The sequence below is a fragment of the Sediminicoccus rosea genome, assembly GCF_033547095.1.
In the GTDB taxonomy this organism is placed as follows: domain Bacteria; phylum Pseudomonadota; class Alphaproteobacteria; order Acetobacterales; family Acetobacteraceae; genus Roseococcus; species Roseococcus rosea.
Genome location: NZ_CP137852.1, coordinates 3,793,406 through 3,817,668 on the forward strand (window position 1 = coordinate 3,793,406; position 24,263 = coordinate 3,817,668).

The following is a 24,263-nucleotide window of genomic DNA, read 5'->3' on the forward strand; positions in this document are numbered from 1 at the left end:
TGGCATATAGGCCCGTGTGAGCCAGAGTGTCAGCCTCCAGAGCCTGCTTGATTCCCTCGAAACCCTGCCGGGCGTCGGGCCGAAGCGCGCTGCGCTCATCGCCAAGGCCTGCGGGGGCCCGCGCATCCTGGACCTTCTGTTTCACCTGCCCGACCGGATCGCGAGCCGGATGCGCATCAGCCATCCCGCGGAAGCGCAGCCCGAGAGCGATGCCGTGCTGCGTGTGACCCCCATCGCGACTCGCAGCGCGATGAGCCGCGCCACCCGCCGCCGCTATGTCGAGGTCCGCACGGCGGAGGAGGTGACCCTCCGCTTCATGCAATCCAACCTCGGCTGGATCGAGAAACTGCTGCCGCGTGGCGAGCCCCGCTGGATCTCCGGCCGCATCCGGCCCGAGGGCGATGGCTGGTCCTGCATCAGCCCCGATGTCGCGGCCAGCGAGGAGGGCTTCCCCGCGCTGGAGGCGATCTGGCCGCTCACCGAGGGGCTGAAGCGCGCCCATGTGGCGCCGGCCGTCATGGCCGCCCTGAAACGCCTGCCCGAGCTGCCCGAATGGCAGGACGCCCCCCTGCTCGCGCGCGAGGCCTGGCCCGGCTTCGCCGCCGCGCTCCGCGCCCTGCACGCCCCCGAAGCGCGCCCCGATGCGAAGCCCTGGGAGCGGCTCGCCTATGACGAGGCGCTGGCCGGGCAATTGGCGCTGGCCCTGCTGCGCCGGCGCAACCGCGAGGCGCCGGGCCGCGCACTGGCCGGCGATGGGAGCCTGCGCGCCCAGGCGCTGGCCGCCTTCGGCCACGAGCCGACGCCCGACCAGGCCCAGGCACTGGCCGAAATCTCCCGCGACCTCGCCGCCCCGCGCCGCATGCTGCGCCTGCTGCAGGGCGATGTCGGCTCGGGCAAGACGCTGGTCGCGGTGCTCGCCATGCTCCAGGCCGTCGAGGCCGGGGCCCAGGCTGCGATCATGGCACCGACGGAAATCCTGGCGCGGCAGCATCTGCGGACGCTGGAAAAGCTCTCACCCGTGCCGGTCGCCCTGCTGGCCGGCTCGGTGAAGGGGGCGGAGCGGCGGCGCGTGCTCAAGGGCTTCGCCGATGGCTCGATCCCCATCGCGATCGGCACCCATGCGCTGTTCCAGCAGGGGGTGGAGTTCCACGACCTGGCACTGGCCGTGGTGGATGAGCAGCACCGCTTCGGCGTCGCCCAGCGCCTCGAGCTGGCCGGCAAGGGCGAGCAGGTGGACATGCTGGTGATGACGGCCACGCCCATTCCCCGCACGCTCCAGCTGACGCATTGGGGCGAGATGCAGGTGAGCCGCATCGCCGGCAAGCCGCGCGGCCGCCAGCCCATCGCGACGCGCATCGCCTCCGCCGCCCGCCTGCCCGAGATCATCGCCCGCATGCGCCAGGCCCTGGCCAGGGGCGAGCGCGCCTATTGGGTGGTGCGCGCCATCACGGGCGGCGAGCATGATGACAGCATCGCCGCCGAGACCCGCTTCGCCGAGCTTTCCGAGCTCTTCCCCGGCCAGGTCGGCCTCGCCCATGGCGAGCTGGACATGGAGCTGCGCGAGGGCGCCCTGCGCGACTTCGCCGAGGGCCGCACGCAGATCCTGGTCGCCACCACCGTGATCGAGGTGGGGGTGGACGTGCCGGAAGCCACCATCATCCTGATCGAGCAAGCGGAACGCTTCGGCCTCTCGGCCCTGCACCAGTTGCGCGGCCGGGTCGGGCGCGGCAGCAAGCCTTCCTCATGCCTTCTGGTGCATTCCGAGCAGCTCTCCGAGCGCGAGCGGGAGCGCCTGCTGATCCTGCGCGACACGGAGGATGGCTTCGTCATCGCGGAGGAGGATCTTCGGCTGCGAGGGGGCGGCGAGGCGCTGGGCACGCGCCAGGCCGGCCAGGTGCAGTTCCGCCTGGGCCTGCGCGGCGAGGATGAGGCCGCCGCCCAGCGCGCCGCCAACCGCCAGAATGCCCTGATCGAGATGGCGGCCGGCGATGCCGAGGTGCTGCTGACCCGGGACCGGCACCTGGCCTCCCCCCGCGGCCAGGCGGCGCGCCTGCTGCTGGCGCTGTTTGACAAGCAGGACGCGGTCAGGCTCCTGGCGGCCGGGTGACTTGAAATCCCTGCCCGGTTTTTTAAATCGGCGGACCGAACCGGGAGACCATGGCTTGAGCGAGAGCACCGAAAACCAGGGCCTCATCGAAATCGAGGGCCTGACCAAACGGTTCGGCGGCTTCACCGCCGTGGATGGCGTCAGCTTTTCCGTCCAGCGCGGCGAGGTCGTGGGATTCCTCGGCCCCAATGGCGCCGGCAAGTCCACGACCATGCGGATGCTGGCCGGCTTCATGCTGCCGAGCGAGGGCACGGCCCGCATCTGCGGCGAGGATGTGGTGAAGCGCCCCGTGGCCGCCAAGCGCAACCTCGGCTTCCTGCCCGAGGGGGCCCCCACCTATCCCGAAATGAGCGTGGCCGATTTCCTGGATTTCTGCGCCCGCATCCGCGGCTTCGGCGGCGCCGAGCGGACCCGGCGCGTGGCCGAGGCCATGGCGCGGACGCAGTTGGAGGGCGTGCGCCTGCAACCGATCGAGACGCTCTCCAAGGGGTTCAAGCGCCGCGTGGGCCTCGCCCAGGCGCTGCTGCACTCGCCGCCCGTGCTGGTGCTGGACGAACCGACCGACGGCCTCGACCCCAACCAGAAGCATGAGGTGCGCGAATTGATCCGCGCCATGGCGCCCGAGAAGGCCATCATCATTTCGACCCATATTCTCGAAGAGGTCGCCGCCGTCTGCACCCGCGCCATCGTCATCGCGCGCGGCCGCGTGCTGGCCGATGCGACGCCCGCAGCCCTGGTGGCCGATGGCCGCAGCATGGAGGAAGTCTTCCGCTCCCTGACGCTGGGAGCCGCCGCATGAGGCCCGCGCTCACCGTCGCACGTCGTGAATTCGCGGCCTATTTCGCGACGCCCGTCGCCACAGTCTTCATCGTGATCTTCCTCGTCCTTTCGGGTGCGCTGACCTTCACGCTGGGCGGCTTCTTCGGGCGCGGCCAGGCGGATCTCATCCCCTTCTTCAGCTTCATTCCCTGGCTGTTCCTGTTCCTGGTGCCCGCGCTGACCATGCGCCTCTGGGCGGAAGAACGGCGCCTCGGCACCATCGAGCTGCTGCTGACCCTGCCCATCACGGCCGGCCAGGCGGTGGTCGGCAAGTTCCTCGCCGCCTGGGCCTTCTGCGCGGTGGCCCTCGCCCTCACCTTCCCGCTCGTCATCACCGTCAACCTGCTGGGCGAGCCGGATAATGGCGTGATCCTCACGGGCTATCTCGGCTGCTTCCTGGTGGCGGGCGCCTATCTCGCCGTGGGGGCCGCCATCTCGGCCGTCACGCGCAACCAGGTGATCGCCTTCGTCCTGGCCGTGGCCGGCTGCTTCCTCTTCGCCGCCGCCGGCTCCCCGGTGGTGACGGAGTTCCTCTCCTCACAATTCCCGGTGCTGGCCGAGGTGGCGCGCGGCATGAGCGTGAGCGAGCGGATCAATGGCTTCACCCGCGGCGTGATCTCGGCGCGGGACTTCGTCTTCTTCGCCAGCTTCATCGCCTTCTGGCTCTTCGTAAATACCGTGATCCTCGAGCACAAGAAGGCGGATTGAGACCATGCGCAATTCCCGCCTCGCCTACTCTGCCCTTGGCGTCCTCGCGGCGCTCGCACTCGCCATCGGCGTCAACATGCTGGCCGACCGGCTGCTCGCCTCCGCCCGCGTGGACCTCACCGAGAACCGCATCTACACCCTCTCGCCCGGCACGCGGCAGGTGCTGGAAGGGTTGCAGGACCCGATCACGCTGCGCTTTTTCTACTCGCGCAAGCTGGGCGCCGAGGCGCCGCAATTCGGCGCCTATGCCGAGCGCGTGCGCGAGATGCTGCGCGAATACGTGGCGGCCAGCCGCGGCAAGCTGCGCCTCGAGGTCTTCGACCCCGAGCCCTTCTCCGAGGTGGAGGACCGCGCCGTCTCGCTCGGTATCCAGGGCGTGCCGCTCGATCAGGGCGGGGAGCAGGTCTATTTCGGCCTCTCTGGCAGCAACCAGGTGGATGAGGAACGCAACATCCCCTTCTTCCAGCCGGAGCGCGAGCGCTTCCTGGAAGCCGACCTCACCCGCCTGATCTTCGAGCTTTCGAGCCCGGTGAAGCCGGTGCTCGGCGTCATGTCGCCGTTGCCGCTGAACGGCGACCCGCGCGCGATGATGATGCGCCAGCCGGCACTCGCCCAGCCGCAGGTGGTGATGCGCCAGTTGCGCGAGGGCTTCACGGTGCGCGACATCGGCTTCGACGTGCAGGCGATCCCGGCCGATGTGCAGATCCTGCTGCTTGCCCACCCGCAGGACCTGCCGGAGGCCGCGCAATACGCGGTGGACCAGTTCGTCATGCGCGGTGGCCGCCTCTTCCTGATGATCGACCCGCACAGCGAATTCCAGGCCGCCCGCCCCGGCCCCGGCGGCCGTCCGCCCGCCAACACCGCCTCGGTCCTCCCGCGCCTGCTGGAGGCCTGGGGCGTGGAGGCGCCGGCCGACCAGGTCGTGCTCGACCTGCGCGGCGCCTGGCGCGTGCGCGCGGCACCCAATGAGCGCGTGCAGGCGGTGGACTACATCGCCTGGTTCAACCTCCAGGGTGACAGCGTGAACCGCCAGGAGGTGGCGACGGCGCTGATCGAGCAGGTCACGGTCGCCTCCTCCGGCTATCTCGCGCCGCGCCCCAATGCGGGGATCGAGTTCATCCCGCTGCTGACCAGCTCCGCCCAATCCATGGTGGTGGACGCGGCACGCGTCAGGAACGAGCCCTCGCCCACGCGCATCCTGGCCGATTTCCGCGCCGATGGTCAGCGCCGCGTCATCGCGGCCCGGATCCGCGGCAACCTCCGCAGCGCCTTCCAGGAAGGCGCACCCGCGCCCGCCGAGGGCGTGGAGCGCCCGGCGGATTTCCCGGCGCATCTCGCCCGCAGCACGGGGCCGGCCAATATCGTCGTCGTGCATGACACGGATATCCTGGAGGACCGCTTCTGGGTCCGCGTCCAGGAGTTCTTCGGCCAGCCGGTCGCCACGCCCTTCTCGGGCAATGGCAGCTTCGTCGTGAACATCGCCGATACGCTGGCCGGTTCGGACGCCATGATCAGCCTGCGCTCGCGTGGCGAATCCCAGCGGCCCTTCGAGCTGGTGGAGGATATCCGCCGCCAGGCCGACGCCCAGTTCCGCCAGAGCGAGCAGCAGCTGACCGAGCGCCTGCAGGCCACCGAACGCCGCCTGCGCGAGTTGCGCCAGGGCACGGGCGGAGAGGGCGCGCGCAACACCAACCAGACCGTCATCACGCCGGAGCAGCGGGCCGAGATCGACCGCGCGCGGGAGGAGATCGCGAATACGCGGCGCCAGCTCCGCGCCGTGCAGCTCGAATTGCGGCGCGACATCGAGGCGCTGGAGACCTGGCTGCGTATCTTCAACATCGCCTTCGTGCCGGTGTTGCTGACCATCTTCGCCGTCGTCATCGGCGTGCTGCGCGCCCGCCGCCGCGCGAGGGCGCGGGCATGATCGGCAAGCGTGGCCTCATCGCGCTGGGCGGCGCCGCGGCGGCCAGCCTGGGCGCCGCCCTGCTGCTGCAACCCGAGGGCGAGGTGGAGGGGCGCATCAGCGAGGGCAGCCTGGCCTTCCCCGGCCTCGCCGCGCGCCTCGCCAATGCCCGGCGCATCGAGCTGCGGCGCGGCGCGCAGGGCACGACGCTGATCCGCGACGGCGACACCTGGCGCATCGCCGAAGCCCAGGGCTATCCCGCGCGCCCCGAGCGCGTGCGCGAAACGCTGGTCGGTCTGACGGAGCTGCGCCTCGTGGAAGAGCGCAGCGGCGACCCGGCGCAATGGCCGCGCCTCGGCGTGGAGGACCCCGCCGCACCCGGCACCACCGCCACCCTGCTGCGCGTCTTCGACGGTGAAGGGCGGCCATTGGCCGAGATGATCCTGGGCCGCCGCCGCATGCGCACCCAGGGCAACCAGCCTGAGGCCATCTATGCCCGCCGCCCCGGCGAGAACCGCGCCTGGCTGGCCGAAGGGCGCCTCGGCGCCGATGCAGACCCCTCGCTCTGGCTCGACCGGGATCTCGCGAGCCTCGCCCCGGCGCGCCTCCGCCGCGTCGAGGTCACGCGCATCGGGCAGCCTCCGCTCGTGCTGGCGCGCGCGGGCGAGGTGGATGCGCCGCTCGACATCATCACCCCCGCCGACCCGCCGGTGGCCGATCGCATCGCGCTGGACGAGGTGGGCCGCGCCTTCGACGGCCTGACCTTCGTCGAGGTCCGCAAGGACGCCCCGGGCGAGGCTCTGGGCGAGGCGCGCTTCCACTATACCGATGATGTCACCATCACTGTCCGCCCCCACCGCGAGGGCGAGCTGTTCTGGGTGCGCCTCGGCGCGGAGGGCGGCGAGGAGGCGCGGCGGCTGAACGCCCGCTTCGAGGGCTGGGCCTTCCAGCTCGGCCTCTGGAAGGAGAAGGCGATGATCCCGCGCCTGGAAGACTTGGTGGTTTCTTGACCCCCGTCCGATCGCGGCACGCAGCGGCGCGTGAAACGGGCATGTACCGATGACGCGCGAATATCCCGACCGGCCCTGGATCGGCATCGGCGTGATCGTCTTCCGCGGCGAGGAGGTGCTGCTGGTGCAGCGCGGCAAGCCGCCGCGCATCGGCTCCTGGTCGCTCCCCGGCGGCGCGCAGCATGTGGGCGAAGGCGCGCAGGAAGCCGCGCGCCGCGAATTGCTGGAGGAGACGGGCGTGACCGTCGGCCCGCTGCTGCTTGCCGATGTGATCGATTCCGTGACCCGCGATGAGGCGGGCGCCGTGCGCTACCACTACACCATCGTGGACTACTGTGCCGAATGGGCGGAGGGCGAGGCACGGGCGGGCGATGATGTCAGCGCCGTCGCCTGGGCGCGGCCGGAAGAGCTGGCGAAATATGCCCTGACACGCGAAGCGGAGGCGGTGATCGCGCTTTCGCGCAAGCGGCTTGCCGAGGCCCTGTCCTGAGACGCAATCTCTTCCGGAAAACGCGGGAGACAACGTCCATGACCCAAAGACGCAGCCTGATCCTCGGCGCCGCGGCCCTGCCGCTTGCCGCACCGGCCATCGCGCAGGGGCGCCCGCTGCGCATCATCGTCCCCTTCCCACCGGGCGGCGCGGTGGACATCCTGGGCCGTGTCCTGGCCGAGCGGCTGCCCGCAGCGCTCGGCACGCCCGTCGTCGTCGAGAACCGGGGCGGCGCGGGCGGCCTGATCGGTGCCGACGCCCTGGCCAAGGGCGACCGCGACGGAACGATGATCGGGCTGATCAGCGTCACCACGCTCTGCGCCTTCCCCTTCATGACCTCGCGCCTGCCCTTCAACCCGCGCACCGACCTGGCACCCGTCACGCAGATCACCGATGGCGCGCTGCTCTGCGTGGTGAATGCCGAGAAGGCGCGCCGCGAGGGCTGGAGCGATTTCCGCCGCCTCGTCACCTGGAGCCGGGCGAACCCCGAGCAGGTGAAGATGGGCAGCAGCGGCACCGGCACGACGAGCCACATCAACATCGAGGCGATCAACGCCGAGGCGGGCGCCAAGATCCTGCATGTGCCCTATCGCGGCGGCGGCCCCGCCATCACAGACCTGCTGGCCGGCACGATCGACATGATGTTCGACGTGATGCCCGCCCTGATGCCGCATGTGACGGCCGGGCGCTTCCTGCCGCTGGCGGTGAGTTCCGCCGCCCGCCTCTCCATCCTGCCCGATGTGCCGGGCATGGCCGATTTCGCCGATCTCGGCCTCGGCCGGCATGACGTGGTGACGTGGAACGCCGTGATGGCGCCGGGCGGCACGCCGCCCGAGCACATCCAGCGACTGCACGCCGCCATCCGCGCCGTGGGCGCGCAGAGCGAGTTCGTGGAGCGGCTGAAACCGCTCGGCTACGGCACCGTGGTCAGCCCGACCCCGGCCGCGCTGACAGCGCTGATCGAGCGCGACACGCCCAATTGGCAGCGGCTGGTTCAGCTCTCCGGCGCGCGGCTCGAATAGGTGCGGCGCGCGCTTGCTGGTCTGCTGCTGCTCGCTCTCGCGCTGCCGGCGCGTGCGCAGGTGGCGCTGGGCGAGAGCGGCTGGACCCTCAGCGGCACCGGCAGCTTCGGCAGCGACTATGTCTCGCGCGGCATTAGCCAGACCATGGGGCGCATGGCCTACCAGGCGAGCGCCGAGCTCGCGCATGAGAGTGGCGTCTATATCGGCGGCTTCATCGGCAATGTGCGCTTCGCCGGCACCGACGCCCGCGAGGAGATCGACCTCCTGGCCGGCTTCCGCTTCGCCTGGGGCGACACCAACTTCGATATCGGCGGCATCGGCACCTTCTACCCCAACTATTCCGCCGGCCGCGCCAGCGACGCGGTGGATTACGGTGAGGCCTATCTCCGGGTGAACCGCGCCTTTGGACCGGTGAAGCTCATGGCCTCCATCAATGTCTCGCCCAACTACTTCGATGCGACGGGACTTGGCGTCTATGTCGAGGGCGGCGCGGATTGGGACACGGGCCTCTGGGGCCTCACGCTCGGTGCGCGGCTCGGCTACCAGTTCATCGAGAAGAACCCGCGCTACGGCACGCCGGACTACACCTGGTGGGGCCTGGCGCTGAGCCGGGATTTCGCGGTGGACGGCGTCGGCACCTTCACCGCGAGCGTGAACTATTTCGACACCACCATCCCACGCACCCAATGCCTCAGCGGCCAGGGGGTGCAGCAGGATGTCTGCACGGCGCGGGTCATCGCCACCCTCGCCTTCCGGTTTTGAGCGCGCCGCGCCGCGCACTCCTGGGCCTTGCCCTCGCCGGTCCGGCGATGGCGCAGCGGATGGTGCCTGTCGAGGTGGAGAACTCTCCCCTGCTCGCGCGGCTGCGCGCGGGTGGCCTCGTCCTCTTCTTCCGCCATGCCGATACGGCGGGCGAGCCCTGCGACCGCAGCTACCGCGTCGGGGACCGGCCGGGCCAGCGCAACCTCTCGCCGCGCGGGCGGGAGCAAGCGCGGCGGATCGGCGCACGCTTCACGGAACTCGGCATCCCCGTGCAGTTTCCGGTGCAGGCGGGGCCCGTCTATCGCGCGCGCGATACGGCGGAGGAGGCTTGGGGCGCCGCGCGCGTGACCGTGACGGACAGCCTGCTGGCGGATGACTATGCGGGCGCGCGGCTCGGCTGGGTGCTGGCCGAGCATCGCCGGCTGTTCCATGCACCGGTGCCACCCGGCGTGAACCGCGTGCTGGTAGGCCACCGCACGCCCGCCATCATGCTCTACGGCGACTCCGTGGCAGGCCGCGCCTTCCCCGAGGGCGCCGCACTGGTGGTCGAGCCCGGCGCCGCCTCGCCGCTCGCCATCCTGGAATTCGTGCCCCTGCCGGGGGGCGGCTTTCACGCCTGCTGAGCGGCGCGTGTCAGACCGGCAGGTTGTCGATCAGCCGCACCTGGCCGAGCCAGGCGGCGCCCAGCACGCGGCCGGCTTCTTCGAGCCTCGTCATCTCGCCGAAATCACGCGCGCGGCGCAGCGCCACATAGTCCACCTGGCGGAAGCCGGCCTCGCGCAGCCGGGCCTCGGCCTCGCCGCAGGCCTCGGCCGCCGTGGCGCCTGCGCGCAGCCGCGCCGCGGCATGCTCCAGCGCCGCATGCAGCGCCGTGGCCTGCTGCCGGCCAGCCGCATCGAGATAGGCATTGCGCGAGGAGAGGGCGAGGCCATCCGGGGCGCGGATGGTGGGGACCGTCTCGATCTCCAGGGGCAAGGCAAGGTCGCGCGCGACCTGCCGCACCACCATCACCTGCTGCCAGTCCTTCTCGCCGAAGACGGCCACATCCGCCGCACAGAGGCCGAACAGCCGCGTGCAGACGAGCGCCACGCCGCCGAACATCTGAGGGCGGTGCGTGCCCTCGAGCCCCTCCGCCGGCCCGCGCATGGTGATGCTGGTGGCGAAACCCGGCGGATAGACCGTGGGCACACCCGGGGCGAAGAGCAGGTCGCAGCCGGCCGCCTCCAGCTTGGCGATGTCACCCGCCTCGTCACGCGGATAGCGGCCGAGATCCTCATGCGGCGCGAATTGCGTCGGATTGACGAAGATGGTCGTGATGACGCGCGGGGCGAGTTGCCGCGCGCGCGCGACCAGGGCGAGGTGCCCGTCATGCAGATAGCCCATGGTCGGCACCAGGGCGATGCGCTCGCCCTGGCTCTTCCAACCCTGGGTGGCGGCCCTCAGTTCGGCCGCATCCCGGATGATCCGCATCAGACCGCCAGCGACATCCCGATCGGCGGCTTCGCGTCGGCCGGCAGCGGGCATACGTAGGGCCCGCCCGCGCGCGCCGCGTGGTCGGCCTTGGCGGCGGCGATGATCTCGGGCTTCTGCAGCGCCTCGACCGCCGTGCTCGCCATCACCTTGGCCACATGCACCATGCCCTTGTGCGCATGCGGCAGCTTGCCCTGCGCCGTCGCCTGCCAGGAATGCAGCGGCGTGCCGATGGCGTGCGTCGCACCGCGCGCCTGCACCGTCGGCACCACCCAGGAGACGTCGCCCACATCGGTGCTGCCGATCATCGGCGCGCGCTTGGAATCGAGCGGCACGATACTGCCCGCCAGCGGGTCGTCATTGCGCGGCATGCCCACCTTGCGGAAGGCGGCGGCGATGTCCTCCTCCGAGAGCGTCGCCTGGAACTCGGCCGCGCGCTTGCGGTCCTCGGCGTCGAAGGGTGGCGGGCCCAGGCGGTCCAGCGCATCCTGCATCAGGCGCTCCAGCGGCGTGTTGCCGAGCAGGTTGGAGACGGCCGAGATCACCTGCGTCTCCACGCGCGTATCCGTCATCAGGGCCGCGCCATCGGCGATCTTGCGCACGCGCGCCACCAGGCTGTTCAGCGCCTTCACATCCGCCGCGCGGATCAGGTAGCGCACCTTCGCCTTGGCCTGCACCACATTGGGGGCCACGCCACCGGCATCGAGATAGGCGTAGTGGATGCGGCTTTCCTGCGGGATGTGCTCGCGCAGGTAGTTCACGCCGACCGACATGAGCTCGACAGCATCCAGCGCGCTGCGTCCCAGATGCGGCGAGGCGGCGGCATGGCTCGCGCGGCCGTGGAAGGTGAAGTCGATACGGGTGTTGGCGAGCGAGAGCGGCTCGTTCACCGAGGCGAAGCTGCCGGGATGCCAGGAGATGGCGATGTCCACATCGTCGAACAGGCCGGCGCGGGCCATGAAGCCCTTGGCGGCGCCACCTTCCTCGGCCGGGCAGCCGTAATAGCGCACGCGGCCCTGGATGCCGTTGGCGGCCAGGTAGTCCTTCACCGCGGTGGCGGCGAGCAGCGAGGCCGCGCCCAGCAGGTTGTGGCCGCAGGCATGGCCATTGCCGTCACCCGGCACCGGGCGATGCTCGGCCACGCCCGCCTCGTTGGAGAGGCCGGGCAGCGCGTCGAACTCGCCCAGGATGGCGATGACCGGCCCGCCCTCGCCCGCCTCGCCCATCATGGCGGTCGGGATGCCGGCCAGCTGCTCCGTCACGCGGAAGCCCTCGGCCTGAAGGTAGGCGGTGTGTTCGGCGGCCGATTTGTGCTCGTTGTAGGCGAGCTCCGGCATGCCCCAGACGCGGTCGCTCAGCTCGATGGCGGGCCCGGCCTTCTCATCAACGAGGCGCCAGACGGGTTCGGTGTTCTGCATGCTCAAATTCCGGAAACGGGTGGGATGGTCTCGGCGAAGGCGGGCCGGGCGATCATGTCCTCATACCACAGCGCGAGGGCCTGGCGCCCCTCGCGCCAGGCAAAGACGGTATGCCGCCGGTCGCAGTAGCCAAGCCCGCAGGCGAGGGCGACGGCTTCCACCGAATGGGGCGCGTGGGCCGGCAGGTCCAGCGCGTCCAGGATGCGGCCGGCGCGCATCCGCTCCAGCGCCTGGAAGGCCGGCGAGCGCTCCTGCGGCGGGCGGCGCAGATCACGGTTCCAGACCGCGATGCCATCGAGCAAGGCGAGCGCCTGGCCAAGCCGCGACAGCGCTGCGGGCTCACGCGGCAGCCAGCCGAGATGCGCCAGGATCAGCGGCGTCTCGCAGATCAGCGTGCCACCATCCAGCAGAGCCGGCACGCGCCCCGCCGGATTGTGCGCGAGCTGCGGCGCGGCCGGATCGCGCAGCGGGGTCTCCACCTCGGTCAGCGCCAGCCCGCGCTCCCGCGCCAGGATGCGGATGATGCGCGCGAAGGGGCTGCCCGGCGCGAAGTAGAGGATCATCGGCCGAGCGAGAGGATATAGGCGACCACGGCGTCAAGATCGGTCCGGCTGAGCTGCCAGTTGGGCATGTTGGCATGCGGCGTCTGCAGGAAGACGCGCAGGCTCGATTCCGTCGTGGAGGCACGGGCGGCGACGCTCGGGAAGCTTGGCGCGGCATCCGCGGCGGGCGGCGGCATGTCGCGCGAGACGACGTGGCAGGTGGCGCACCATTGCCGCGCGACGCGCAGGCCCTCGCCCGCCATGGGCTGCTGCTGGGCGCTGGCCGTGCCCGCGACGAGCGCGAGCGGCAGCAGGTATCTGAGCATGTCCGGATCCTCCGATCCCGCATGCTGGCCGCAACGCGAGCTCCCGGCAACGGAAGGTTCAGTCGAGCCGCAGCGCCGCCCGCCGCTCGGCCAGGCCCACCGGGTCGCTCACCGCGGCCAGGCGCGTCGCGGCGAGGCTCGCGAAGCGGTGCAGCAGGGCGCGGCGCCGCCCCGGCGCCAGCGGATGCGCGGGGGCGGGGCGCAGGGCCGCGGCCTCATAGCCGTCGCAGACCAGCAGGCCGACATCGCCAGGCAGCAGGGCCTGCGGGAAGTCAAGGTCCACGGCGAAGTGCAGTTCATCGGAGAAGGCGCGGTAATCCTGCCACTTGCCGTCGCTGAGAAAGTCCCGCGCGCAGGACTTCACCTCGATGATCACGAAGCCGCCATCGGGGCGCAGCGCCAGGATATCGGCCCGCCGGCCATCGGGCAGCGGCACCTCGGCCAGCGGTGACCAGGCGCAGGCCAGGCAGTAGCGCATGGCAGAGCGCGTCACGGCCTGCGTGCGCTGGGCCGCGTCAAGGCTCACAGCGCGTCAATGGCAAGGGCGAGGCGCAGATCCCGCGCCGAAAGCCCGCCCGCGTCATGGGTGGTGAGCGTGATCTCGACGCGGTTATAAACGTTGGACCATTCCGGGTGGTGGTCCTGCGCCTCGGCGAGCAGGGCCACGCGGCTCATGAAGCCCCAGGCCGCGTTGAAGTCGCGGAAGCGGAATTCGCGCCGGATCGCGTCCCGCTCCGGCAGCACGCGCCATTCGGGCAGACGGGCCGGCAGTTCCGCCCGCGCCCCCGCATCCAGCCGCTCGACCATCCGCCCCTCCCCTTTCCCTGCCCCGCATGGCACAAGTCCCCATGCGCCCGACCACGCCCCCGAGCCTCGAAGACCTGCTGGAAATGGCCGAGGACGCCCTCGCCGCCATCCCCCAGCCGCTGCGCGACATGGTGCGCGGGACCGCCATCATCGTGGAAGAGGTCCCGGAGGATGAGGTGGTGGCCGAGCTCGGCCTTGAAAGCCCCTGGGAGCTGACGGGCCTCTATCGCGGCACGCCGCTCACCCACAAATCCACCCAGGACACGCCGGCCGAGCCCGACACCATCCTGCTCTACCGCGAGCCCATCCTGCTCGAATGGATCGAGACCGGCGAGGACCTGTTTCGCCTCGTCCGCAACGTGCTGCTGCACGAGGTCGGGCACCATTTCGGCCTCTCGGACGAGGATATCGAGCGGCTGGAGAACGAGGATTAGAGGGGCGTGATCGCGTCGCCCGGGCGGATCACGCCGCCCTTGGTGATCATGCAGTTCAGCCCCGAGCGGTTGGTCAGCGGGCCAAACAGCGGCTTGCCCAGCAGCTTGTCGAGATAGACGCAGGGCACGTTCAGCCGGCCGCCGAACAGTTCCACCTCGCCCACGCGGAAGGCGCGGCCCACCAGATGGTTCAGCGGCACGCCGCGGGTCAGCAGGTTGCGGCGCGTCTCATGCGGCGGCAGCGTGATCTTGTGGTCGCGCTCGATGGCTTCCAGCGTCTCCACCTCGATCAGCGTCACCTGGCGCTCGGGCTGCGGCTTCTTGCTGTAGGTGCCGCGGCCGGTCGCATAGCGGTCGCCCTCGATGCCGACGCCGGCGATCAGCTTCGCCTCCGCCAACTCCTGCATGTCGGCCGCGGCCTGCTCGGTGATGTGGATGGCGAGCAGGCGGCCCGCCCAGGTGAATTCGCTCAAGGATCTTCTCCGATCAGGCAATGTTGGCGCGATGTGACCACGCTTCCGCGCGCGCGGCCATCCGCCGCTCAGCCCGGCTGGATGCCGGCGAGCAGCGGCCGCCACCGCGCGACCTCGCGCGTGATGAGGCCGGTGAATTCCGCGCCCGTGCCGCCCAGCGGGATGGTGCCCTGCTGGCTGAGGCGCGCGCGCGTCTCGGGCGCCGCCATCGCGGCGCGGAAGCCCTCGGCCAGGCGCGCCAGCACCGCATCCGGCGTGCCGCGCGGGGCGACGATGGCGGAGGTGGAGCCGTTCTCCAGGCCCGGCAGCCCCGCCTCGGCCGCCGTGGGCACATCGGGCAGCAAGGCAAGCCGCTCGGACGAGGCGACGGCCAGCGCGGCCAGCGTGCCGGCGCGCACATGCTCGGCGACGATCGGCGTGGCCTCGGCGGTGAGCGCCACCTGCCCCGCGATCACCGATTGCACGCTCGCGGCGCCGCTGCGGAAATGCACCGGCAGGAAGCGCGTGCCCGAGAGCGATTGCAGCAGGATCTGCGTGAGGTGCGGGCTGCTGCCCGCCCCGGCCGTGCCCCAGCTCAGCGCCTCCGGCCGGGCGCGGGCGGCGGCCAGCATGGCGCCGAAGCCCACGGGCACGCTGCCCGGATGCGCCACCACCACATGCGGCGTGCTGGCGGCGAGTGCGACCGGCGCGAAATCCGTCAGCGGATCATAGGTCATGCGCGGATAGATCACCGGGTTCACCGCGAACATGGCCAGCGAGGCCATGAGCAGCGTCGTGCCATCCGGCGCCGCGCGCGCGACGTACTCGCCCGCGATGTTGCCATTCGCCCCGGCCCGGTTCTCGGCGACGATGGTGACACCCAGCTCCACCGAGGCGCGCTCGGCCAGGATGCGCGCGACCAGGTCGGTGATGCCGCCCGCGCCGAAAGGAATCACCAGCCGGATGGTGCGGCCTTGGGCGCGCAATGCGGGGGCTGAGAGCAGCAGCGCCGCGACGGGCAGGGTTCGACGTGTCAGCATCCGCATTCCCCTTGGGTCCAGGCCATCAGCCTGCGCTGGCCCTGCTGCCGCCGCCATCGCGGGATCGGAGAAAAACGGCCACGCCGCGCGCGACCTGCCCAAGGATCAGGCGTCGGTGGCACGCCGGGGATACTGCAGGATCAGCAGTTCGGCGCCCTCCGCCCCGGCCTCGGCCGCGCGGGCAGCATCCTCTGGATGCACATAGACCAGCGAGAGCGGCGGCATGCCGTCCAGGCTTCCCGCCGTCACTACCCAGAACTGGCCCATGCCCGCGGACGGGTCCGGGCCGGTCACGCGCGCGCCGGGCGGCAGGATGTGGCGCCACGCGCCGAGGCCATCGGCGCGCGGCTCCAGCATCTCCTCGACGCGGGCCGGGCCCGTGATGGTGGGCATGGGTTCGACCGGGGCGGTCGTGGTCTGCCAGGGCTTGCGGCCGGGAACGGCCTTCAGCGCCGCCGCCTCCTGCGCGACGTAGCGCGCGCCGGGATCATAGCCGTTGCGCAGCGTGAAATAATGCAGCCCCTCCTCGCCCGCGGTGATCGGCCCGTAGGCCGTGTGGGCATTGGTGTAGTGCACCGTCACCGGCCGCACCGGGTGCCGGCCGAGATGCCCGCCACCGGCCACCACGACCTGGAACTGGTCCGCCGCGTGGAAATGCGACTGCACGACGGAGCCCGGCGGCTGCTCGACCAGGAAGGCCATCGGGTAGTAGGTGCCGGGTGCGGGCGGCGGCGGGCTGTCCGCCGTACGGTTGGTCCAGTTGGTGCCGATATAGGTGGTGGTGTGGATCGGTACGCCATTGGCGGTGACGGGGCGGCGGCTGGGGCGGACGGCCTCGGCGGAGGCGGCGATGGGCATGGCTGGTTTCCCCTGGTGCACAGGGAGGCCCGGCCTCCCGCTTGCCGCGCAGACTAGGGGCTGCGCCTCATGCCGCGCAAGAACGGTCCGGACAAATCAGGCCCGCATCGCCCCGGCGAGGATCACCGCTGTTCCGGCCAGGCAGAGCGTGACACCGGCAAGGTCCCAGGCGGTGGGCCGCAGCCCTTCCGCCAGCATCAGCCAGGCGAGGGTCGCGGCGACATAGATTCCGCCATAGGCGGCGAAGGCCCGCCCCGCCGCGATCTCGCCCGGCACCAGCGTCAGCAGCCAGGCGAAGGCAAAGAGCGCGGCGCCGCCGGGCACGAGCCAGAGCAGCGAAGCCCCCTGCCGGAGCACCGCCCAGAAGGCGAAGCATCCGGCGATCTCGAAGAGCGCCGCCAGCGCGAAGACCAGCCAGGTGCCCAAAGGGCGCCTAGAGGCCCGACAGCGCTTCGCAGACCCGCGCCACCTGTTCATCCGTCAGCTCGGGATACATCGGGAGGCTGAACACCTCCTCCGCGACGCGGGCGGTCTCGGCGCAATTGGCGGGGCCGAGCGGCACGCGGCCGGCATAGGCGGGCTGGCTGTGCACCGGCATGGGGTAGTGGATGCCCGTGCCGATGCCGCGCGCCTTGAGCGAGAACATGAACTCGTCCCGCTTCGGGTGGCGCAGCACATAAAGGTGAAACACGTGATGCGCGCCTGGCCGCCGCGCGGGCGGCGTCAGCGCCGTGCCGGCCAGCGCCGCGTCATAGGCGGCGGCGATCTGGCGGCGGCGGTCATTCTGCCGGTCCAGGTGCTGCAGCTTCACGCGCAGGATCGCGGCCTGCACCTCGTCCAGCCGGGAATTCACGCCCTGAAGGTCGCTGATGTAGCGGCGCTTCCAGCCATATTGGCGGATCGCGCCGATGCGCGCCGCGAGTTCCCGGTCCGGCGTGGCGAGGATGCCGCCATCACCCAGCGCACCCAGGTTCTTGGTGGGATAGAGGCTGAAGGCCGCCGCATGGCCGATGGTGCCGAGCTTCGCGCCGCCCAGCATCGCGCCATGGCATTGCGCGCAATCCTCGATGAGGAAGACGCCCGCCTCGTCGCAGGCGGCCTTGATCGGCCCGAGATCCACCGCTTGACCGTAGATGTGGACGGGGATCACGGCGCGGATCGGCGGCAGGCCGGGCGGCGGGTCGGCCAGGACGGAGGCCAGCTCATCCGGGTCCATGGTGTAGGTGTCGGGGTCGATGTCGAGCAGCAGGGGCGTGGCGCCCACCATCTCGATGGCGGCGACGGTGGCGACGGCGGTGTGGCTGACCGTGACGACGGTGCTGCCCTCACCGATGCCCATGCCGCGCAGGATCAGCATGATGGCATCCGTGCCGTTGGCGCAGCCCACGGCGTGCATGGTGGGCGCGCCCGGCTGGTCGCCCAGCCAGGCGGCGAATTCCGCCTCGAAGGCCTCGCCCTCGCGGCCCAGGATGTACCAGCCCGAGGCCAGCGCGCGGGCCACGGCGGCGTCGATTTCCGGTTGCAGGGCGCGGTAGCCCGCACCCGGATCGGCGAAGGGAAGGATGGCGGGGGAGGCGTTCATGGGCGTGGCTCTTGATGGCTGTCCGCCTCGGCCCCGGGGGCTCCGGCAGTGTGATTCGACATGCGGCGCGGCCCCCTCGCCTCCGGCGGCGGGGGCCTCGCGTCAGGTGGGCGCGTTGGTGAAAATGTAGTCGCTCATCCGCTCGCGATACCAGTCCAGGCTGAGGCGCAGCCCCTCCTCCAGGCTGGTCAAGGGCGCCCAGCCGGTGGCGGCGCGGAAGGCCTGGTCATCGGCGTGGTAGCTGCCGATGTCGATCGGCGCGCGGTCGGCCGGGAATTCGCGCGTGGTGAAGCTGCCCCGCCCGCCATTCGCCGCGATGACCAACCGCGCCAGGTCGAGCAGCGAGACCGGCGGCGCACCGCCCAGGTTGAACACATGCCCCGCGACATCGGAACTCGCGGCCTGCTCGGCCGCCATCAGGAAGGCGCGGGTCACGTCATCCACATAGGCGAGGTCGCGCAGCTGGGCGCCGCCCCAGACCTCGAAGGGCTCATCCTCCAGCAGGCGGCGCAGCCAGATGCCGAGGAAGGTCTGCCGCGCATCGGCGATGCGCAGGCGCGGGCCGTAGCAATTGGTCAGCCGCAGCGAGACGACGGGGCGGTGCAGCACCCGGTTCTCGAGCATCCAGTACTGCTCACCCGCCCATTTCGAGACGCCATTGGCATCGGGCGGGTTCACCGGGTGCAGCTCGTTCACCGGCAGGCTGATCGGGCGGCCATAGAACTGGCGGGTCGAGGCATGGATCACCGCGGCCTTCGGCGCTGCCTCGCGCATGACCTGCACGAGGCGCACCTGGGCCACCGCATTGATCGCGATGTCGGCCACCGGGTCTCGCTGGCCGCCCATGTGGCTGGTCTGGGCCGCCATGTTGAACAGCACGTCCACGCCCTGGCAGAGCGTGGCCAGCTCGGTGTCGCGCAGGTCGCCGCGGACCAGCATCACGCCCGCGCCCTCGAGATTGGCCGGGTTGGCGCCCCCATCGGGCAGCATGGCGTCCAGCGCCGTCACGCGCGCGCCGAGGCCGGCCAGCGCATGGCAGAGATTGCTGCCGAGAAAGCCCGCGCCGCCGGTCACCAGAACCCGCTTCCGGCGCCAGAAGCCGGGATCACCCAATCCAGTCACGTTCGCCACCTGTGTTCGACGTCCCTCATCATGGCCCGCATTGCGGCGGAATCACGCCCGCGGCGTGGTATCATTTGTCCTCGTCCCGCGTGCCGCCGCCATGGCTGCGCATGATCTCGGCAAAGCCGAAGAGCAGCAGCAACTGACCCAGGATCATCTGGATCGCCGCCAGCAGCCGGATGCCGTCATCCGAGGGCTGGATGTCGCCATAGCCCACCGTCGAGAGCGTGACGATGCTGAAATGCAGCGCGTCCGAGAAGGAAAGCCGCCCGGGCTGGCCCATCAGGATGAAGATCTCCCCGCGTGAGAACTCGTCGGCGATCCGGTAGAAGCAGGCGAAGCCCACCGAGAGCAGGGCGAAGATGCTGACATAGGTGGCGACGGGCACGGCGAGGAACTGGAGCCGCATGCCCACCCGGCGCAGGATGGCCGAGACGTCCACCAGCAGCCGCACGATGTGGCCCACCGAGAAGGCGCCGATCACGGCGATGCCCGCCATGGCGACGAGCAGCGCCACGCTCTGCCATTCCGGCGTGGCCCGGTTGATGGGCGTCGAGAGCGAGACGATGCCGATCATGCAGGTCGGCAGCAGCCAGCCGGCGGCGCGCGGGAGATGCCTGAGGTCGCTCCTGCCCTCGCCCGAGGCGGCGCCGACCAGGACATCCCGCCGCACCCAGCAGGCGAGCACGAAGGCCAGCACCGGCAGGAGGAAGGCCACCGCGCGCGACCACTCGGCCGCCGCGGGGAAGGAGGCGCGCCCGATCACCACGAAGAGGCTGACATAGATGGCAAGCCCGTTCGCGGCCCCCAATGCGAACATCAGCCCGTGCGGGAAGATCAGGTGCAGCCCGCCCAGGGCCAGGCTCGCGATCAGCAGTGCGAGTGCGGCGAAGATCCAGCCCTGGTCGGAGACGCCCATGGCGACCAGCAGCATGAAGGCCAGCGTCAGCACCGTCGCCAGCAAGGCCCGGCGGCGGCGCGAGGGCATGTCCATCAGGGGAGCGCCGCGATCCCGGTGATCTCGACGCGCCAGGCCGGGTCCACCAGCGGCGCCTGGATGGTCATTCGCGCCGGCTTGTTGCCGTGGTCGAGCCAGGCGTCCCAGGCGCGGTTCATGGCCGGCGCATCCGCGATGTCGCGCAGGATGATCTGCACGCTCAGCAGATGTGCCTTGCTGGTTCCCGCCTCGGCCAGCAAGGCGTCGATCTGGGCCAGGATGTCGGCCGTCTGGCCCTCGGCGTCGAGCGTCGCGTCATCGGCCACCTGGCCAGCCAGATAGACCAGGCCGCCATGCACCACGGCACCGGAGAGCCGCCCTTCCTCCGCCAAACGTCGGATCATCGAATCACCCCTTTTTTCCATGCCCTGGTTGAGCCAAATAGCATCCCATGCAGACTCTACTCGACCGCGCGATGATCGCCAGCCGCTACATCCTGGCGGTCTTCTACCTCGGCCTCGCCGTGGCGCTGGCGGCCTATGCCGTCAAGTTCGTCTTCAAGGTCTGGAAGTTCGCCACAACCATCCTGACCGAACAGGATGACAACCAGATCCTGCTCAGCATCCTCTACCTGGTGGACAGCGCGCTGGTCGCCTCGCTGGTCGCGATGGTCGCCATCTCCTCCTATGACAGCCTGGTCTCCCGCCTGATCAACGAGCAGGGCAAGTCCGAGATCGAATGGGTCTCGAACCTCGACCCGGGCAATCTGAAGCTGAAGGTGGCGCTCGCCATCATCGCCATCAGCTCGATCTACCTGCTGCAGAAGTTCATGAATGTGGACAGCCTGGATGACCGCGCGCTGACCTGGGGCATCGTCATCCACCTGTGCTTCGTGGTCGGCGCCCTGGTGCTGGCCTTCATCGACAGGATGCAGGCACAGACCAAGCTGATCGCCAAGGGCGGCAAGACCAAGGACGAGTGACGCCGCGGCGGGGCGGCGTCACACCTCCTCGACGCTGGCCACGCCCTGCACGAGCTTCATCGCCTGCATCATCCGCGGCGAGACATTCCAGCCGCCCGGCAGCGTCACCTCCACCTCCTGCCCCGGCGCCAGGCGCGGCACCAGGCTGACGCGGCCCTTGCCCCGGCCATCGCGCTCCAGGATGGAGCGGATGTCGGGCACGGCCGTCGCGGCTTCGATGAAGATCCGCATCCCCTGGCCCACGCCGGCCGCTGCCTTGTCCAGCCGCTCGACATCGAGAGCCGTCAGGCGCAGCGCCTCGCCCTCCAGCTTGGCGTCGGCCGTGATCAGCACCGCCGTCCCCTCCTCGAGCATGTCGCGGGAGCGGTTCAGCACCTCGCTGAAGAAGGTCACCTCATAGCTGCCCGCCTGGTCGGAGAGGCTGATCCAGGCCATCCGGCTGCCGGTCCGCGTATTGCGCTCCTTTTTCGCATTCACGGTACCGGCGAGCTTGAGCCGGGTGGAACCGCCGCGCACGCGGTCCCCGATCAGGGCGGAGGGTGTCGCCCCAAGCCGGCGCAGCGCGCCCTTGTATTCGTCGAGCGGATGCGCGGAGAGGTGGAAGCCCACCGCCTCCGCCTCAAAGGCCAGCTTGTCGAGCTGCGGCCAGTCCGGGATGTCGGGCAGGCGCAGCAAGGGCGGCCCCTGCTCCACCTCGCCGAAGAGGCCGATCTGGTTGCTCGCGCGGTCCTCGGCCGTCGCCTGCGCGCGGCGCAGCACCGTCTCGGCACCGGCCACGAGGCGGGCGCGGTTGCCCTCCAGGCTGTCGAAGGCGCCGGCCTTGGCAAGGTTTTCCAGCTGCATCTTGTTGAGCAGCTTCGGGTCCACCCGCGCCGCGAAATCGGCGATGCTGGTGAAGGGCGCGTCGCGCGCGGCGACGAGGTCCCGCATGGCCTGGAGGCCCACACGCTTGATCGCGGCCAGCGCGAAGCGGATGGCCGGCCCCTCCTCACGATCCTCAATCGTGAACTCGGCGCCGCTCAGGTTGATGTCGGGCGGCAGCACCTTGATCCCGAGCCGCGCCGCCTCCTGCATATGCGAGGCGAGCTTCTCCGTCTTGTCGAGATCGAGCGACATGGAGGCGGCGAGGAAGGCGACCGGATGGTTCGCCTTCAGCCAGGCCGTGTGATAGGCGACCAGCGCATAGGCCGCCGCGTGCGACTTGTTGAAGCCGTAATTCGCGAATTTCTCCATGAGGTCGAAGACCTCGCCCGCCTTCTCCGCCGGCACGCCGTTCTTGGCCGCACCCTCGCAGAAGATGGCGCGCTGCTTCGCCATGGCGGCCGCGTCCTTCTTGCCCATGGCGCGGCGCAGCAGGTCGGCGCCGCCGAGCGAATAGCCCGCCATGACCTGGGCGATCTGCATCACCTGCTCCTGGTAGACCATGATGCCGTAGGTCTCGCCCAGGATGTCCTGGATGGAGGGATGCGGCGCCTCCCATTTCTCGCCATGCTTGCGGGCGCAATAGGCGGGAATGTTCTCCATCGGGCCCGGCCGGTAGAGCGAGACGGCGGCGATCAGGTCTTCGAAGCGGTCGGGGCGCATGGAGCGCAGGCAGTCCCGCATCCCCTGGCCTTCGAACTGGAACACGCCGGCCGCATCGCCCTTGGCCAGCATGGCGTAGGTGCGCTCGTCATCCAGCGGCAGCTTGTCGAGGTCCACCTCGATGCCGCGCGCGTGCAAAAGCTGCACCGCGCGCTGCAGCACCGTGAGCGTCTTGAGGCCCAGGAAGTCGAACTTCACCAGGCTCGCCTGCTCGACATATTTCATCGAGTACTGGGTGATGAGCGAGGGCGAGCGCGGGTCGCGATAGATCGACGTGATCTCGATCAGCGGCTTGCGGCCGATGACGACGCCCGCCGCATGGGTCGAGGCGTTGCGGTAGAGCCCCTCCACCTGCAGGGCCGTGTCCAGCAGCTTGGCGATGGCTTCGTCGTTTTCCTGCATCTCCTGCAGCTTGGGCTCGCCCTTGATGGCATCGGCGAGGCTGACGGGATTGGCCGGGTTGTTGGGGATCAGGCTCGCGATCTTGTCCACCTGACCATAGGGCATGCCGAGCACGCGCCCCACATCGCGCACCGCCGCCTTGGCCTGCAGCTTGCCGAAGGTGATGATCTGCGCGACCCGGTCCGCGCCGTATTCGCGGCGGACGTAATCAATCACCTCGTCGCGCCGGTCCTGGCAGAAATCGATGTCGAAGTCGGGCATCGAGACGCGTTCGGGATTGAGGAAGCGCTCGAAGAGCAGCCCGAAGCGCAGCGGGTCGAGATCCGTGATGGAAAGCGCCCAGGCGGCGACCGAACCCGCGCCCGAGCCGCGGCCAGGCCCCACCGGGATGCCCTGCTGCTTCGCCCATTGGATGAAGTCGGCCACGATCAGGAAGTAGCCGGAGAAGCCCATCTGCTCGATGACGCCGAGTTCGTATTCCAGCCGCTCGGCATGGGTCGGGGGCACACCCTCGGGGAAGCGGCGCTTCAGGCCCTCGCGCGCCATGTCGGCCACCGTCTCCGCCTCGGTGCGGCCAGGGAGCACCTTGGGGCAGATGGGCAGTTCGGGCTTCTTCGATTCCGCCATGACGGCGCACATGCGCGCGATGGCGAGCGTGTTGTCGCAGGCCTCCGGCAGGTCGGCGAAGAGGGCGCGCATGGCATCTGCCGGCTTGAACCAGTGATGCGGCGTCACGCGGCGGCGATTCTGCTCCGCCACAAGGCGGCCCTCGGCGATGCAGAGCAGCGCGTCATGCGCCACATGAGTCTTCTCCTCGGCGAAGTAGACGTCGTTGGTGGCGACGATGGGCAGGCGCGCCTCATCGGCCAGGCGCAGCAGACCGGGCTCGAGCGCCTGCTGACGCTCGGTGTGGTGGCGCATCAGCTCGACGACGAGGCGCCCGTCATAGGCCTCGCCCAGCTCCCTCAGCAGGCGGACGGCCGCCTCGCGCCGCCCCTCGGCCAGCAGCCGGGAAAGCGGGCCATGGTCGCCGCCCGTCAGCAGCATGAGGCCAGGCGCGTGGGCGAGCAGTTGGTCGAGCGAAAGGGCGGGCTTGCCCGAGACATCCTCGCCAAGCCAGCCGAGCGAGGAGAGGCGCTGGAGGTTTTCCAGGCCTTGGGCGTTCATGGCCAGCGCCACCACGGCGTCAGCGCCGGCGCGCAGCGCCTCGGGCCGCTCCTCGCCCGTGGCCGAGCGGGAGAGCCAGAGCTGGCAGCCCATGATGGGCTGGACGCCCTTCCCCGAGGCGTATTGCGCGAATTCCAGCGCGCCGAAGAGGTTGGCCGTGTCGGTCAGCGCCACCGCCGGCATGCCGGCGGCGAGCGCCAGTCCCGGCAGCTTGTCCACCTTGATGGCGCCCTCGCTGAGCGAATAGGCGGAATGGGTGTGCAGGTGGATGAAGGACTCGGCCATGGCTCAGATTACCATCTGGCAGCCAAGCTGCACG

The 24,263-nt window shown here is 70.4% G+C and carries 26 protein-coding genes; 11 read left to right on the forward strand and 15 right to left on the reverse strand.

Annotation, left to right across the window (positions count from 1 at the left end; translation table 11 throughout):
• Nucleotides 1-16: 16 nt before the first annotated feature.
• The 9 genes from recG (at nt 17) to R9Z33_RS18145 (ending at nt 9,444) form a co-directional block, all read left to right on the forward strand.
• Nucleotides 17-2,107, forward strand: a complete 2,091-nt coding sequence (recG, locus tag R9Z33_RS18105) for an ATP-dependent DNA helicase RecG (RefSeq protein ID WP_318647959.1) — start codon at nt 17-19, stop codon at nt 2,105-2,107.
• 55 nt (nt 2,108-2,162) lie between these two features.
• A complete protein-coding gene (locus tag R9Z33_RS18110) occupies nt 2,163-2,906 on the forward strand; it encodes an ABC transporter ATP-binding protein (protein ID WP_318647960.1) in 744 nt (247 codons plus the stop codon).
• Nucleotides 2,903-3,634 (forward strand): ABC transporter permease subunit, encoded by a 732-nt coding sequence (locus R9Z33_RS18115; RefSeq protein ID WP_318647961.1) that lies wholly within the window; start codon nt 2,903-2,905, stop codon nt 3,632-3,634. Before R9Z33_RS18110 ends, R9Z33_RS18115 begins: the two co-directional genes overlap by 4 nt.
• Nucleotides 3,635-3,638: 4 nt before the next feature.
• Nucleotides 3,639-5,558, forward strand: a complete 1,920-nt coding sequence (locus R9Z33_RS18120) for a GldG family protein (RefSeq protein ID WP_318647962.1) — start codon at nt 3,639-3,641, stop codon at nt 5,556-5,558.
• Nucleotides 5,555-6,547 (forward strand): DUF4340 domain-containing protein, encoded by a 993-nt coding sequence (locus tag R9Z33_RS18125; RefSeq protein WP_318647963.1) that lies wholly within the window; start codon nt 5,555-5,557, stop codon nt 6,545-6,547. Before R9Z33_RS18120 ends, R9Z33_RS18125 begins: the two co-directional genes overlap by 4 nt.
• Nucleotides 6,548-6,596: 49 nt before the next feature.
• The gene (locus tag R9Z33_RS18130) at nt 6,597-7,037 is read left to right on the forward strand and encodes an NUDIX hydrolase (RefSeq protein ID WP_318647964.1); all 441 of its coding nucleotides are present in this window, start codon (nt 6,597-6,599) and stop codon (nt 7,035-7,037) included.
• Nucleotides 7,038-7,075: 38 nt separating this feature from the next.
• Nucleotides 7,076-8,059: a Bug family tripartite tricarboxylate transporter substrate binding protein gene (locus R9Z33_RS18135; RefSeq protein WP_318647966.1), complete on the forward strand. Its 984-nt coding sequence runs from the start codon at nt 7,076-7,078 to the stop codon at nt 8,057-8,059.
• Nucleotides 8,060-8,821 carry a TorF family putative porin gene (locus R9Z33_RS18140; protein WP_318647967.1) on the forward strand — a complete coding sequence of 254 codons (762 nt, stop codon included), beginning with the start codon at nt 8,060-8,062 and terminating at the stop codon, nt 8,819-8,821.
• 62 nt (nt 8,822-8,883) lie between these two features.
• Nucleotides 8,884-9,444 carry a histidine phosphatase family protein gene (locus R9Z33_RS18145; RefSeq protein ID WP_318647968.1) on the forward strand — a complete coding sequence of 187 codons (561 nt, stop codon included), beginning with the start codon at nt 8,884-8,886 and terminating at the stop codon, nt 9,442-9,444.
• 10 nt (nt 9,445-9,454) lie between these two features.
• On the opposite strand, the gene panC is transcribed toward R9Z33_RS18145, so the two are convergent.
• The 6 genes from panC to R9Z33_RS18175 are packed head-to-tail and all read right to left on the reverse strand — an operon-like array spanning nt 9,455 to nt 13,384.
• Complete coding sequence (gene panC, locus R9Z33_RS18150; RefSeq protein ID WP_318647969.1) at nt 9,455-10,291, reverse strand: pantoate--beta-alanine ligase; 837 nt, start codon at nt 10,289-10,291, stop codon at nt 9,455-9,457.
• Entirely contained in the window at nt 10,291-11,709 is a 1,419-nt protein-coding gene (locus R9Z33_RS18155) for a M20 family metallopeptidase (protein ID WP_318647970.1), read from the reverse strand. The genes panC and R9Z33_RS18155 overlap by 1 nt, the downstream gene beginning before the upstream one ends.
• 2 nt (nt 11,710-11,711) lie before the next feature.
• The gene (locus R9Z33_RS18160) at nt 11,712-12,272 is read right to left on the reverse strand and encodes a glutathione S-transferase family protein (RefSeq protein ID WP_318647971.1); all 561 of its coding nucleotides are present in this window, start codon (nt 12,270-12,272) and stop codon (nt 11,712-11,714) included.
• On the reverse strand, nt 12,269-12,577 hold the full coding sequence (locus R9Z33_RS18165) for a c-type cytochrome (protein WP_318647972.1): 309 nt from the start codon (nt 12,575-12,577) through the stop codon (nt 12,269-12,271). The genes R9Z33_RS18160 and R9Z33_RS18165 overlap by 4 nt, the downstream gene beginning before the upstream one ends.
• Nucleotides 12,578-12,635: 58 nt before the next feature.
• Nucleotides 12,636-13,103: an MmcB family DNA repair protein gene (locus tag R9Z33_RS18170; protein WP_318647973.1), complete on the reverse strand. Its 468-nt coding sequence runs from the start codon at nt 13,101-13,103 to the stop codon at nt 12,636-12,638.
• Entirely contained in the window at nt 13,100-13,384 is a 285-nt protein-coding gene (locus R9Z33_RS18175) for a 4a-hydroxytetrahydrobiopterin dehydratase (RefSeq protein WP_318647974.1), read from the reverse strand. Before R9Z33_RS18175 ends, R9Z33_RS18170 begins: the two co-directional genes overlap by 4 nt.
• Nucleotides 13,385-13,410: 26 nt before the next feature.
• On the opposite strand from R9Z33_RS18175, the gene R9Z33_RS18180 reads away from it, so the two are divergent.
• Nucleotides 13,411-13,818 (forward strand): metallopeptidase family protein, encoded by a 408-nt coding sequence (locus R9Z33_RS18180; RefSeq protein ID WP_318647975.1) that lies wholly within the window; start codon nt 13,411-13,413, stop codon nt 13,816-13,818.
• Here the strand turns inward: R9Z33_RS18180 and R9Z33_RS18185 are convergent.
• The 8 genes from R9Z33_RS18185 to R9Z33_RS18220 all read right to left on the reverse strand — a co-directional run bounded on the left by R9Z33_RS18185 (nt 13,815) and on the right by R9Z33_RS18220 (nt 20,213).
• Entirely contained in the window at nt 13,815-14,291 is a 477-nt protein-coding gene (locus tag R9Z33_RS18185) for an MOSC domain-containing protein (RefSeq protein ID WP_318647976.1), read from the reverse strand. The genes R9Z33_RS18180 and R9Z33_RS18185 overlap by 4 nt on opposite strands.
• Before the next feature lie 68 nt (nt 14,292-14,359).
• Entirely contained in the window at nt 14,360-15,310 is a 951-nt protein-coding gene (locus tag R9Z33_RS18190) for a Bug family tripartite tricarboxylate transporter substrate binding protein (protein WP_318647977.1), read from the reverse strand.
• A 105-nt stretch (nt 15,311-15,415) separates the two neighbouring features.
• Complete coding sequence (locus R9Z33_RS18195) at nt 15,416-16,168, reverse strand: hypothetical protein (RefSeq protein ID WP_318647978.1); 753 nt, start codon at nt 16,166-16,168, stop codon at nt 15,416-15,418.
• Nucleotides 16,169-16,264: 96 nt separating this feature from the next.
• On the reverse strand, nt 16,265-16,594 hold the full coding sequence (locus tag R9Z33_RS18200) for a YnfA family protein (protein WP_318647979.1): 330 nt from the start codon (nt 16,592-16,594) through the stop codon (nt 16,265-16,267).
• Nucleotides 16,595-16,601: 7 nt separating this feature from the next.
• Nucleotides 16,602-17,750: a DegT/DnrJ/EryC1/StrS family aminotransferase gene (locus R9Z33_RS18205; RefSeq protein ID WP_318647980.1), complete on the reverse strand. Its 1,149-nt coding sequence runs from the start codon at nt 17,748-17,750 to the stop codon at nt 16,602-16,604.
• A 102-nt stretch (nt 17,751-17,852) separates the two neighbouring features.
• Nucleotides 17,853-18,872 carry an NAD-dependent epimerase/dehydratase family protein gene (locus R9Z33_RS18210; RefSeq protein WP_318647981.1) on the reverse strand — a complete coding sequence of 340 codons (1,020 nt, stop codon included), beginning with the start codon at nt 18,870-18,872 and terminating at the stop codon, nt 17,853-17,855.
• 70 nt (nt 18,873-18,942) lie between these two features.
• Nucleotides 18,943-19,866, reverse strand: a complete 924-nt coding sequence (locus R9Z33_RS18215; protein WP_318647982.1) for a potassium channel family protein — start codon at nt 19,864-19,866, stop codon at nt 18,943-18,945.
• The gene (locus tag R9Z33_RS18220) at nt 19,866-20,213 is read right to left on the reverse strand and encodes a RidA family protein (RefSeq protein WP_318647983.1); all 348 of its coding nucleotides are present in this window, start codon (nt 20,211-20,213) and stop codon (nt 19,866-19,868) included. Before R9Z33_RS18220 ends, R9Z33_RS18215 begins: the two co-directional genes overlap by 1 nt.
• 47 nt (nt 20,214-20,260) lie before the next feature.
• On the opposite strand from R9Z33_RS18220, the gene R9Z33_RS18225 reads away from it, so the two are divergent.
• Entirely contained in the window at nt 20,261-20,791 is a 531-nt protein-coding gene (locus R9Z33_RS18225) for a TIGR00645 family protein (RefSeq protein WP_318647984.1), read from the forward strand.
• 18 nt (nt 20,792-20,809) lie between these two features.
• Here R9Z33_RS18225 and dnaE read toward each other — a convergent pair whose 3' ends face one another.
• Nucleotides 20,810-24,229, reverse strand: coding sequence for a DNA polymerase III subunit alpha (gene dnaE / locus R9Z33_RS18230; RefSeq protein WP_318647985.1), 3,420 nt, complete (start codon nt 24,227-24,229; stop codon nt 20,810-20,812).
• Between the last annotated feature and the right edge of the window lie 34 nt (nt 24,230-24,263).